The 12664-nt window shown below is 65.4% G+C and carries 10 protein-coding genes; 7 read left to right on the top strand and 3 right to left on the bottom strand.

Translation table 11 applies throughout. The annotated features are described in order from the left end of the window. Positions 1 to 17: 17 nt before the first annotated feature. A complete protein-coding gene (locus LVJ94_08110) occupies positions 18 to 1436 on the bottom strand; it encodes a pyridoxal-dependent decarboxylase (GenBank protein ID WXB07198.1) in 1419 nt (472 codons plus the stop codon). A gap of 471 nt (positions 1437 to 1907) precedes the next feature. Between LVJ94_08110 and LVJ94_08105 the strand changes: the two genes are divergently transcribed. The 5 genes from LVJ94_08105 to LVJ94_08085 are packed head-to-tail and all read left to right on the top strand — an operon-like array spanning position 1908 to position 5620. After that, positions 1908 to 2855: a 2-isopropylmalate synthase gene (locus LVJ94_08105; protein ID WXB07197.1), complete on the top strand. Its 948-nt coding sequence runs from the start codon at positions 1908 to 1910 to the stop codon at positions 2853 to 2855. 30 nt (positions 2856 to 2885) lie between these two features. Further along, positions 2886 to 3620 (top strand): class I SAM-dependent methyltransferase, encoded by a 735-nt coding sequence (locus LVJ94_08100; GenBank protein WXB07196.1) that lies wholly within the window; start codon positions 2886 to 2888, stop codon positions 3618 to 3620. Positions 3621 to 3677: 57 nt separating this feature from the next. Then, a complete protein-coding gene (locus LVJ94_08095; GenBank protein ID WXB07195.1) occupies positions 3678 to 3989 on the top strand; it encodes a type II toxin-antitoxin system Phd/YefM family antitoxin in 312 nt (103 codons plus the stop codon). After that, positions 3986 to 4390, top strand: coding sequence for a PIN domain-containing protein (locus tag LVJ94_08090; GenBank protein ID WXB07194.1), 405 nt, complete (start codon positions 3986 to 3988; stop codon positions 4388 to 4390). The genes LVJ94_08095 and LVJ94_08090 overlap by 4 nt, the downstream gene beginning before the upstream one ends. A 48-nt stretch (positions 4391 to 4438) precedes the next feature. Beyond that, entirely contained in the window at positions 4439 to 5620 is a 1182-nt protein-coding gene (locus LVJ94_08085) for a hypothetical protein (GenBank protein ID WXB07193.1), read from the top strand. 28 nt (positions 5621 to 5648) lie between these two features. Here LVJ94_08085 and gcvP read toward each other — a convergent pair whose 3' ends face one another. After that, positions 5649 to 8516, bottom strand: coding sequence for an aminomethyl-transferring glycine dehydrogenase (gene gcvP / locus LVJ94_08080; protein ID WXB07192.1), 2868 nt, complete (start codon positions 8514 to 8516; stop codon positions 5649 to 5651). 39 nt (positions 8517 to 8555) lie between these two features. Here gcvP and LVJ94_08075 point away from each other — a divergent pair, with 39 nt between their 5' ends. Together LVJ94_08075 and LVJ94_08070 are read left to right on the top strand one after the other, a co-directional pair. Beyond that, on the top strand, positions 8556 to 10058 hold the full coding sequence (locus LVJ94_08075; GenBank protein WXB07191.1) for a serine/threonine-protein kinase: 1503 nt from the start codon (positions 8556 to 8558) through the stop codon (positions 10056 to 10058). Positions 10059 to 10092: 34 nt separating this feature from the next. Next, positions 10093 to 10650 (top strand): DNA-3-methyladenine glycosylase I, encoded by a 558-nt coding sequence (locus LVJ94_08070; protein ID WXB10692.1) that lies wholly within the window; start codon positions 10093 to 10095, stop codon positions 10648 to 10650. 146 nt (positions 10651 to 10796) lie between these two features. On the opposite strand, the gene LVJ94_08065 is transcribed toward LVJ94_08070, so the two are convergent. Next, a complete protein-coding gene (locus LVJ94_08065; GenBank protein WXB07190.1) occupies positions 10797 to 12617 on the bottom strand; it encodes a phospholipase C, phosphocholine-specific in 1821 nt (606 codons plus the stop codon). Positions 12618 to 12664: the final 47 nt, after the last annotated feature.

Here is a 12664-nt window from a genome sequence, read left to right as displayed (position 1 = left end):
GCCCGGTGCGCGCGGGTTCAGCGCGCACCGGCGCAGTGTTGCATGAGGGCCCACAAGTCTCGAATGTGGGACAGCTCGGTGGCCTCGGCGCCGATGGAGATGCGGGCCACGCGGCGGCCGTCGATGAGCACGGACGTCAAATAGGCTTTTCCGCTTTCGTTCACCCGCTCGACCCAGCGCAGGTTGTGCTGGTCGATCTCCGCCGAGGTGATTTCGGCCGAGCTTAGCCCGTGGGGAATGTGACGCGCGCAAACCGTTTGAAAGAGGACGGGCGCGGCGACCTCCCAACCGTCGGCTTTGCGCACTTCGGCCTCGAGCCATTTGGCATGTTGAATGTCGCGCCGCACGCGTTCGATGAGGCCATTGGTTCCTTGTTCTCGCAGCAAGAACCAACATTTCAATGCGCGAAACCGGCGGTCGCTCGGAATGCCCCAGTGGCGGTAGCTCGTGGTCTCGTCGTCCATGCCGGCGTGGTGGCTCGTGGACATGACGCGTTGGAGCCGGTCGGTATCGCGCACGTAATAGGCCGTGCAATCCATTCCCGCGCCGAGCCATCGATGCAGGTCGACGGCGAGGGAATCGGCCCCCTCGATTCCCGTCCAATGAGGGCGGCACTCCGGCGCGACCATGGCCGCCCCCGCCGTCGCCGCATCGATGTGAAGCCAAATGCCATAACGCGATGCGAGCCGACCAACGGGAACGAGCGGGTCGACCGCCGCGGTGTCGTGCGTGCCGATCGTTCCCACGATGATGCAAGGAAGCAGGCCCGCGCGAAGGTCGTCCTCGACGCGGGTGCGAAGCAGGTCGGCGCGCATGGCATAGCGCTCGTCCGTCTCGATGAATCGAATGTGCTGGCGCCCGATGCCCGCCAACATGAAGGCCTTCTCCACGCAGCCGTGCGCCTGGTCGGAGGTGTACGCCGTGAGGGGAGATGACGCGTGAAGGCCATCTTTGAGCCGCAGGTCGTCGGTGGCACGCTCGCGCGCACACAAGGCGGCCACCAAGGCCGCCGTGGACGACGAATCGTGAATGACCCCGTGAAAGGCATCGGAAAGACCCAGCATTTGCCGGAACCAGTCCATGACCAGCTCCTCCAACTCGGTGCCCGCCGGACTCGCATGCCACGTGGTGCACGACACGCCGAGGCCCGAGGCCAGAAGCTCGCCCAGGACCGCGGCCAAACTGGTGCTGCTCGGCGCACCTGCGAAGAAGCTGGGATGATTCCAATGGGTGATTCCGGGGACGACGACCCTCTCGAAGTCGGCCAGGACGGCGTCGAACGGGTCGCCGGAGTACGGCGGAAACGATGCCAGCTTCTCCCGAATGGCCCCCGGCCTTTCGTTCGACATCACGCACCGCGATGGGAGGTTCGCGCGGTATTCGGCGATCCAATCGACCAAGCGATAGCCGATCGTGCGAAATTGTTCGGGCGTCATATAGTCCCCCTTCTGCAACGAAATCGCGGCCATCGGTGCAGTGATGGACCGATGACCGCAACCTCGAAATCGCATTTCAATTTCAGATCATTCCAAATTAGCTATTCGTCTTGGCGAATACGGCACACGATCCGTTCGGACCAACGTCGAGCCGCATTGCATCCGAGCGCTCGGCCGAATCTACGAACGACAATGGCGATAAGGATGGGGCCTGCCCCGTCTTGCCAGAGCTTCGAATGTAAATCAGGAGGCGGACTCGTTCAATGCGAGTTTCACTTTTTACACATTTTTCCAAACGGACTTGGATCGCATGACGCGGTATCTCAGCCGAAAAGAGGAATTGGCAAATTGGAATACCGAGCATCTTTCCTTGGCATCGCCGTGGCGGGGTGCGCCGGGGGTCCCGAAAGCCGCATTGCGGCATTCGCTCGACGCGCAGGCGGCTCGGTGAAAAGATGGCGCCTGACACGCATGGACGACGAACGTAAGGAATACACACACACGGCGAACTCGGAGTTCGATTGGAACCGGGCGCACGGCACGGAAGGCTTTGCATCGGGTCGCATTTTGGGCCGTGTTTCGGTGCTCGACGAGACGCTGCGCGATGGGTTGCAGAGCCCGTCGGTGACGGAACCACGGGTCGAGAGCAAGCTAAAGCTCCTGGTGGCGATGAGCGAGCTCGGCATCGATATCGCCACCATTGGGATCCCGAGCGTCTCCCCCCGCGCATTCGAAGATTGCCTGCTCCTCTGCAAGGAAGTGGCCCGCACCAAGGTGAACATCCGGCTTGCGTGCGCGGGGCGGACGCTGGTCGGGGACATCACCCCCATTCTGGAACTGTCGCAGCGCGCGGGGTTGCCGGTGGAGGTCTACGCGTTCATCGGCTCGAGCCCCATTCGGCAATATGTGGAGGGTTGGGACGTGCCGCTCATTGCCAGGCAGAGCGCCGAGGCCATCGACGTGGCCGTGAAGGCAGGGCTCGACGTGACCTACGTGACCGAGGACACGACCCGTTCGCACCCGCATGCGCTGACCACCCTTTTTCGGACGGCCATCGACCATGGCGCAAGGCGTCTTTGCTTGGCCGACACTGTGGGCCACGCCACGGCGGGCGGGGTGCGTGGTTTGCTGCGGTTCACCAAGGACGTGCTCGCCCGGTTCGGGGCCACGCACATCGGCATCGATTGGCATGGGCACAATGACCGGGGTCTGGCACTGGCCAATGCACTTTGGGCACTGGAGTGTGGCGCCGATCGTGTGCATGCCACCGCATTGGGCATCGGAGAGCGGGTGGGGAACGTGCCCATGGAGTCGCTGCTGAAAAACATGAGATTACTGGGCCTGCACGATCGGGATTTGGCACCGTTGAGCCGTTACACCGAACTTTGCTCGCAGGTCCTCGCCTGGCCCCAATCGTAATAAAGTACTCTGCCGGGCGAGGTACGGAGCATGACGACGGATTGGAAACTGCTGGACTTCGCCCAGCGCTACGACGATTACGAACCTGTACGCGAGCGCGTGTTGGCGTATCCCATCGTGTTCGAGGAGCTGGGGCTCGCGCGCCGCGATTGCCATGTCGTGCTGGATTATGGATGCGGAGCGGGCAAGGTCTCTGCGTTGATCGCGCGCAACTACGACGTGTCGGTCATCGCCGTCGACGTGTCGCCGGGCATGCTGGCCATTGCGGGGAAGAAGCGCGCGCATCCGCGGATTACGTACCAGCTCATTGCCGAAGACCAGCGGCTCGACATTCGCGAGGGAAGCGTCGATGCGGCCCTCTCGTGCTTCGTATTCGTGGTCATTCCGGAGGCCGAGCGCATTCGCCGCATCGTGCGCGAGGTGCACCGGCTGCTGCGACCGGGTGCGGTGTACGCGATTGTCGATCACAATCCCGACGCGGTGGGGTTGCCCTTCGAGTTTGCGCGCGTCGGAGAAGCGGGACGCACGTACGCGCCCGGCGACCCGCTCGAGGTTCATCTGTCCACACCGGCAGGACCACCGGTGGTCGTGCACGACTTCTACTGGCCGAAGACCATGCTGAGCGACGTTCTCGAGGAGACGGGCTTTCGCAACGTCCGCGTCGCGACCCCCACCTTGCCACCGACCTTCCGTGGGCCGGAGGCTCCGCGCATGCAGCTGGAGCGCAAGAAGGCGCCGTACGCGATCTATCTGGGGCAGAAATAGCGGGTCGGTTGACGAGGACATCACTCATGGTCATGATGGTCTCATGAGGTGACCATCATGGTGCGGTACCGCTGGAACATCGCAGAGGCCAAAGCAAGCCTCTCGGAATTGGTGCGGGAGGCAGCCGGCGCCCCGCAGCGGCTCGAAAATCGGGGGCGGGAGGTCGCCGTGGTGCTGTCGGTCGACGAGTACCAGCGCCTCGTGGAGCAGGCCGAGACGGGCAGCGCGGGGGCGCGCATGCGCAGCTTTCTGCAGGCCAGCGCCGAGGTTCGTGCCGCCGGCGGCGTGGAGCTCGAGTTGCCCCTGCGGGAACCGAGGGCGTCACCCTTCGAGGACGAGAAGCCGCGGGGGAGGCGCGAAAAGACGTGAGCTACCTCGTCGATACGAAGGTCATCTCGGAGCTGGTTCGCCCGGCGCCGAATCCACACGTTCTTCAATGGTTCGAGGGCCAGCGCGAAGTCGCGCTGAGCGCGATCTCCGTCGAGGAGTTGTCCTACGGCATCGCGCGCGCGCCGCCGGTAACGCGGCGCCGCCTGGTGACATGGTTCGAGGCCCTCCTGGCCTTACCCGCCGAAATCGTGCCCGTCGACGCGACGATTGCGCGGGCTTCGGGCGACTTGCGCGCTCACCGCGAAGGTCGCGGCTTACACGTTGCCCAGGCGGACATGCTCATCGCGGCCACGGCGCTCATCACGGGACGAACCCTGGTCACGCGGAACACGCGCGACTTCGAGGGGTGCGGCGTGGCCCTGCTGGATCCGTTTACGTAGCGCCGCATACCTAGCAACAGGGCGCGGACGAAGGTCGACCTTCGCAATATGAACTTCCTTCACGCGCTTACGCCGGGACGGTGTGCCATCACGGTCGCCACGGCGCTCTTGGTCTTTGCAGGCCTCCAGTGTGGAGCGGACGACGGAGAACATCCGTCGCTGCCGGATCTGCGCGATGCGATGCCGGACGTGCTCCCGAGCCCCGATGCGGGGACCGATGCCGATGCTGCGGAAGACGCCGATACCCCCGAGACCGATGCAGGGCCGGCCGACGATCGGATCACGCGCGAGGCGATCGACACGAAAGCCACGTTGCGAACGGTGGAGCGCGATTTCATAGGACGGCCATCGCTCGTCGTGGGCGGGAACAAAGCCCTGTTCAAACGTGGGAGCCCAGTTGTCGTCGACGCACCCAAATGGGAACCGCTTGCGGATGTTGGGGCGATGGACATCCACGTGCTGGATGCATTCGACGCGCAACTATGCGTCGCCGACGGTGCCGGCGCCCTCGCATGTTCCCTCGACGGCTCACCACTGCGCCCCGTGGGGGGCACGCCTGGCCCCATCGCATCCATCTCGAACAGTCCGGAGATCCTACCTCGGGAGCTCAGGGGAAGTCTGATGGCGGTGGACGGTCGGCAATGGTACATCGGCCCCGACTACCAGCTCGTCCTCTGGCCCCAGGGCCTGCACGTCCCCTTCGCCCCCATCCGTGGCACCGCGATCATAAGCTATCGCAGCAAATTCGAGATGTACGCCGTAGGAGCGAACGGCGCGCTCTGGGTCAATGAACTGGGGCACGAAGGCTGGGCGCCGCGCAACAGCGGCACGACGCGCGAGCTGCGATCCATCGGCGTGGTCGATGAGCAGAAGATCTGGGCCGTTGGCGACGAAGGCACCATCGTCATCTCCTACGATGGCGGCGCCACCTGGTACGACGAACCGTCACCCACCAACGAAACGCTCCGCGCCACCAAGGCACTCTACATCTGGCACGGCGAAGGGGCCAACATGAGGCTCGATTGGTACCGGCTCATCGTCGGCGATCACGGGACGGTCCTCCTCTCGGTGAACGACAATCCCTTCGAGCGCATCGCGAGCGGGACGCATGCCGCGCTCTTGGCACTCACGGTCGACGGCGACAAGTTCGTCGCCGTCGGTGAACGTGGCACCATCCTGCGCGTCGACCCCGCGCTTCACGACGGCACGGACGGCGGCACCACGCGCTAAGAAGCGTGGTGCCGGCAATCCGGAGACATCACTCGTAATCTTCGAGCGGCGGGCAGGTGCAGATCAGATTGCGATCGCCGAGCGCATTGTTCAGCCGGCCCACGGGCGGCCAGAATTTGCGCTCGCGGGTCGACGGCGCGGGGAATGCACCGAGCTCGCGGCCGTAGGCGTGCTTCCACTCGTTGGCGATGACCATGTCCGCGGTGTGCGGCGCGTTCTTCAGTGGGTTGTCCTCGCGCGAGAGGCGGCCTTCTTCGATCTGGCGGATCTCTTCGCGGATGGAGATCATCGCGTCGCAGAAGCGGTCCAACTCGGCCTTGGACTCGCTCTCCGTCGGCTCCACCATGAGGGTGCCCGCGATGGGGAACGACATGGTCGGCGCGTGGAACCCGTAGTCCATGAGGCGCTTGGCCACGTCGTCGACCTCGATGCCCGCCGTCTTCTTGAAGGGGCGAACGTCGAGGATGCACTCGTGCGCGACGCGTCCGCGCGTGCCGCGGTACACGATGGGGAAGTGCGGGCCGAGGCGCTCGGCGATGTAGTTCGCGTTCAAGATGGCGACCTTGGTCGCGTGGGTGAGGCCCTCGGCGCCCATCATCTTGATGTACGCCCAGCTGATAATCAGGATGCTCGCGCTTCCCCACGGCGCCGCGGACACGGGCCCCACACCGAATTCGCTGGAGAGGCGCTCGTTCTTCGCGACGGGCGTCGGGTAGTGCGGCAAAAACGGAGCGAGGTGCGAGGCCACCGCAATGGGGCCCATGCCGGGCCCGCCGCCGCCGTGCGGGATGCAGAACGTCTTGTGCAGGTTGACGTGGCACACGTCGGCGCCGATGTCGCCGGGGCGGCACAGGCCAAGCTGCGCATTAAGGTTGGCGCCATCCATGTAAACCTGGCCGCCGTTCTCGTGAATGACTGAGCAGATCTTCTTGATCTGCTCCTCGAATACGCCGTGGGTCGAGGGATAGGTGACCATCAGCGCCCCGAGCTTGTCGCGGTGCTTCTGGGCCTTCTCCTCGAGATCGGCCACGTTGATGTTGCCCTGCTCGTCGCACTTGACCACGACGACGTCGAGCCCCGCCATGACGGCGGAGGCCGGGTTCGTGCCGTGCGCGGACGACGGGATGATGCACACCGTGCGATGCGCATCGCCGCGGCTCTCGTGGTATTTGCGGATCGCGAGAAGGCCCGCGTACTCGCCCTGCGCGCCCGCGTTGGGCTGCAGGCTGACCGCGGAGAAGCCGGTCATCTCGGCGAGGAAGCTTTCCAGCTCGTCGAAGATCTGCTGGTAGCCGCGCGACTGCGCGAACGGAACGTACGGGTGCAATCGGTTGAAGCCGGGCAGCGTGATGGGCATCATCTCCGCCGTCGCGTTGAGCTTCATCGTGCACGAGCCGAGCGGGATCATCGAGTGCGTGAGCGACAGGTCGCGGCCCTCGAGCAGGCGCATGTAGCGCAGCATCTCCGTCTCGGAGTGGTACTTGTTGAAGATCGCGTGCGTGAGGTACGCCGAGCTTCGTTGCAGCACGCCCGTGATGGGCGAGGCCAACGTCGCGCCGGTGTTTCCGTCGCCGCCGAAGATGCCGAGCAACGACGCCACGTCCGCGGGGGTCGTGGTCTCGTCCAGGCTGATGCCGAGGTTCTCCGCGTCGATGCGGCGCAGGTTGATGCGGCGTGATTCCGCGGCGGCGAGCCACTTCTTCACGTCCGCTTCCGAGCCGCGCACGCGCAAGGTATCGAACCACGCGTCGTGCACGAGGCGCACGCCGAGGGCGCGCAGGCCGCCGGCCAGCGAGTTCGTCGCCGTGTGCACCATCTCGGCGATGGCGCGGATGCCGCGCGGGCCGTGGTAGACGGCGTACATGCCGGCGATGACCGCGAGGAGCGCCTGCGCGGTGCAGATGTTGCTCGTCGCCTTCTCGCGGCGAATGTGCTGCTCGCGCGTCTGCAGCGCCATGCGCAATGCAGGCTTGCCGCGCGAATCCTGGGCGACGCCGATGATGCGGCCCGGCAGCTTGCGCACGAACTCGTTCTTCGTGGCCAAGTAGGCCGCGTGCGGTCCGCCGTAGCCGAGCGGAACGCCGAAGCGCTGCGTGCTGCCGATCGCCACGTCCGCGCCGAACTCACCGGGCGGGGTGAGAAGCGCCAGCGACAGGATGTCCGCCGCGACGATGAACAGGCCGCCCGCCGCATGCACCTTCTCGCCGAAGGCGCGGTAGTCGTAGAGCGCGCCGTCGGTCGCCGGGTACTGCACGAGGGCGCCGAACGCCCCGAGCGACGCGAAGTCCACACTCGCGTGATCGCCGATGACCAGCTTGATGCCGATGGCCTCCGCGCGCGTGCGCAGCACATCGAGCGTCTGCGGGTGGCACGCTTCCGAGGCGAAGAACACGTTCTTCTCCTCGCCGCTCTGCAGCGCGTGGGCCATGTGCATCGACTCGGCGGCGGCGGTGGCCTCGTCGAGCAGCGACGCGTTGGCGATGGGCAGCCCCGTGAGGTCGCTCACCATCGTCTGGTAATTGAGCAGCGCCTCGAGGCGGCCCTGCGCAATCTCGGCCTGGTAGGGCGTGTACTGCGTGTACCAGCCGGGATTCTCCAGGATGTTTCGCTGGATGACTCGGGGCGTCACACAGTCCGAGTAACCCATACCCAGGTACGAGCGGAAAATCTCGTTCCGCTGACTGAGCTCGTTCGCCTGCGCGGCCAACTCGCTTTCGGCGAGGGGCGCGGGAAGATCGAGCGGGCGGGCGAGGCGAATGCTCGTAGGCACCGTCTCGTCGACGAGCTCTTCGAGCGACGAAAGCCGGAGAGCGCGAAGCATCTCGGCGATCTCGGCGGCGTCGGGGCCGACATGGCGCAAAACGAATCGATCGGGGTGTTTCCAGGGTTGAGACATGGCTACGTGGTTGCGCTCTATATCAGATAGTCTGCGCCCATGCCCGCTCCCGGCACCCGCATCCGCGATTATGAAATTTGGGGGCTCCTCGGCGAAGGCGGCATGAGCGAAGTCTGGCTCGCCAAAGACGAGGTCTTGTCCATCCCGGTGATGATCAAGACCCTCTGCAAAACCTCGTTTTCTATGGAGGAAGCGAGCCGACGGGTCCTGAACGAAGCGCGGTCGATGGCGCGCATCCCCGAACCGCGCATCGTTCGTGCCTTGAACGCCGGAATCCACGAAGGGACTCCCTACGTCGTTCAAGAATACGTCGATGGCATCGACATCGAGGAGCTCGATGCCTGGCGGCGCAAAACGCTCGGCGTCACCCTCCCTCTCTGGTTCATCTGTCATGTGCTGAAAGAGACGTGCCGAGCACTCCACTCCGCACATCAGAGCGGGGTCATCCACCGCGATGTGAAGCCATCCAACGTCTTCGGCTCACCCGAGACCGGCATCCGCCTCGGCGACTTCGGGATCGCCGCGGGCATCTCCAGCGGACAGCCCATGGAGATCTGCGGGACGCCCTCGTTCATGGCCCCCGAACAGCTACGCGGTGAGCCTATCGATCGGCGCACGGATGTCTTCGGCGCCGGTGCCACCGCGTACCTTCTGCGGTATGGCACACCGCCTTTTCCGGGATTGCACCAATTGCTCGATCCCGGCGTGACGGTGACGTTCCCCCCACCGGAGCATCCTCAGGAGGGGTACTTCCAGAATTTGCTCGCCACCATGTTGAGCAAAGATCCCGCGCACCGCCTTCCGCATGCGGCCACGGCAGGGCGGCACTTTGCCATGATCGAGCACGCCTTGCGCTCCTCCATCCAGGCGGCGCCGCTGGTGTGCCAGGGCGAGTTCACCTTTCGCCTTCTCGACTGCACCATCACCTTGGAGGTGGGCGATCTCTCCGAGGCGGAGGTCGATGGCATCGTTTCGTCGGGCAACTACCATATGCGCATGCGCACGGGCGTCGGCGACGCGCTCCGGCGGCGCGGCGGCGACGGCATCGAGGACGAAGCGATGCGCAACGGCGAGCAAGCCTTGGGTACGTGCGTGCCCACCGGCGCGGGCAACCTGCGCGCACGCCGCGTGCTGCACGCGGTGAGCGGCTGGAACGAGATCTCCTGCGTCGGCCGCGCCACCCAGCGCGCATTTCTCCTCGCCGACGAGCTCGGGCTGCGCTCCCTCGCCTTCCCTGCCCTGGGCACCGGGGCGGCGCGCATCAGCGTCGAGGCCTGCGCCAACGCCATGATGACCGCGCTGCGCCTGCACCTGTCGCTCGGCGGGACGCGCCTCGAACGCGTGCGGGTCATCTTCGACACGGAGGCCAAGCGCCAGGCCTTCCGCTCCGTGGCCGAGGAGGCCCTGCGCGCCGAGGAGGATCCGCCCGCGCTGGTCGACCTGGGCCTGCCCGCGTCCAACGTGGAGCTCCGCGGCGAATCGGCCACGCACCTGGATCTCTCACGCCTGCAGGCCTACCGCTCTACCGTCCGCGCACGGTAGGCCCTACAGATCCGTGACGATGCCGACCCCGACTTTGACCCGCTGCGGATGGGCGACGAGCGATCCTCTGTACCTCCGCTACCACGACGAAGAATGGGGCGTGCCCCAGCACGACGATCGAAAGCTCTTCGAGATGCTCATCCTGGAGGGCGCCCAAGCCGGGCTCTCGTGGATCACCATCTTGCGAAAGCGCGAGGCGTACCGAAAAGCCTTCGACGGCTTCGACCCCAAGAAAATCGTGAAGTACGACGCCAAGAAGCGCGCCGCGCTGCTGGCCAACGAAGGCATCGTGCGCAACCGCCTCAAGATCGACGCCACCATCGGCAACGCGCGCGCGTTCCTCGAGGTGCAGGCGGCCGAGGGATCCTTCGACGCGTTCATCTGGAGCTTCGTCGACGGGGAGCCCATCGTGAAGAAGCGGCGCACGCTGAAGGACGTGCCCGCGATCACCGCCGAGTCGGACGCCATGAGCAAGGAGCTCAAGAAGCGCGGTTTTCGCTTCGTGGGGTCGACCATCATGTACGCGTTCATGCAGGCGTGCGGCCTGGTGGACGACCACGTCCGCGACTGCTTCCGCGCACGAAAGGCCTAGGAGAGATTCACAGGAAGACGGGAAGACGGGAAGATCGGAGATGAGAGCTTTTGGGTCTTCATTTGGCCGACTGTGCCAATCGAAAACAAAAAACACTCTCTTTTTCTGACCTTCCCGTCTTCCTGTGAATTTTCTCTCTCTTACTCCTACGGAATGCGCCCGCGGAATTCGCGGCGGAAGCCGGCGGGGCCCACCACCACGAGATCGTAGTCGTTGCCCGTGATGGGGAAAATGCGCGTCTTGCCCACGCGCACGTCCACGTGGAGCGGCCACTCGGTGGCGGCCGCGTAGGGGTAAATGATGAAGTGGGCGCTTTCCGTGCCTCGGTTGCGAAGGTGAATCGTGAGGCGGCGGTTCTCTGCGTCGACCTCGCACCGTGCCTCGGGCTGGTAGGGCAGCGGGCGCGCGGGACGTTGCCCCGGCTCTTGCTGCGGGATTTCCGCCACCGCAGGGGGCGCGGGGTGCCAACGCGGAACCGCGGGCGGAATCGGCTCGGGCGCGCGCACCGGCGGCCGCGGGGCGCTGGTCTCGAAGTCGAAACACGAGAGAAGATCCCCGCACACGGTGCGGCGCCACTCGCTGATGTTCGGCTCGACGATGCCGGTCCACTTTTCCAAGAAGCGCAGGACCGACGTATGGTCGAAGACCTCCGAGCACACGTACCCGCCGACGCTCCACGGCGAGATGACGATGGTGGGAACGCGGAATCCCAGTCCGATGGGCAGTCGATCGTAGATCTCCGGGCCGGGCGTGGGTTGCTCCGCCGACGACTCCTCGGGCACGGGCGGCGGCACGTGATCGAAGAATCCGTCGTTCTCGTCGTAGGTGAGAAGGAACACCGTGCGCGACCACACGTCGGGGCGGGACGCCAAGATATCGAGCAGCCGATAAATGAACTGCGCACCGGCCGCGGGCGAGGACACGCTGGGGTGCTCGGAATCGGCGGCGTTCGTGACGATGTACGAGACCTTGGGCAGTCGGCCGCGGGCAACGTCGGATTCGAATCGATCGAGCAGCTTGCCCGAGGGATGCCGCCGGAGCGCACGCTCGAAGAGGCTTCGCTCCTGGCGGCCCAACGTCGCCACACCTTGCTCGAGCTGCGAGAGAAGCGTCTCCCGCGTATGCTCGTTCGGAGCCTTTTGCACGGCTTCGTAGAAGGCCGTCATGGTGCGGTAGGACACCGTCTTCGAAAGCGCCTTGCGCGCAATGGCCTTGAAGCGCGCGAAGAACTCCAGCGCGTTGTCGGTGAAGTTGTCCCACTCCTGGTAGACCTGCCAGCTCACCCCCGCGCGCTGCAGACGCTCCGGGTACGTCGTCCAGTCGTAGCCCGCGTGGTTCTCCTCGTCGTACGCGTCGTTGGAGATCGCGCGGCGCACGTTGGAGCCGGGCTCGTAGCCGACGGTGCCCGTCATCAGGTACATGCGATTCGGGTTCGTCGCACCCTGCACCGAGCAGTGGTACGCGTCACACACCGTGAACACGTCGGCGAGTTCGCTGTGAAAAGCGATGTCGCGCCGATCGTAGTAGGCCATGGTCGATTCCGTTTTGGCCGATATCCACTGGTCGAGCCATCCGCGCGACCATGCGGCGTGGCCGCCCGCCCAATCGTGGTCGAGCGTGCCCACGTACTGCACCGCCGTATCGGCCTTCCCGCTCGCACGGGCGGCCTTGCGCGACAAGAAGGGCGCGACGACCTTGCCCTCCGGCGTCCGCTGCTCGAACACCGAGCCGCCATCCGGCAAGCGAATGGCATGCGGATCGGAAAACCCGCGCACCCCGCGCAAGGTGCCAAAGTACTGGTCGAACGACCGGTTTTCCTGCATCAGCACCACAACGTGCTCGATGGCATTTAAACCACCGGGCCGCGCGGGATGGGCGAGCGCGCGATGCAAGGAAGGGGGGAGCAGCGAGGCGGAGGCGCCGGCCGCGCCACCGAGGAGGATTTGACGTCGGGACGGGCGGAACACGGTGCGCGCGATGAGACCATGGTGCCCGTCGCGTTCTCAAGGCGTCG

It is taken from the genome of Sorangiineae bacterium MSr11367 (assembly GCA_037157805.1).
Classification (GTDB): domain Bacteria; phylum Myxococcota_A; class Polyangia; order Polyangiales; family Polyangiaceae; genus Pendulispora; species Pendulispora rubella.
This window is presented reverse-complemented; position numbering and strand designations above follow the sequence as displayed.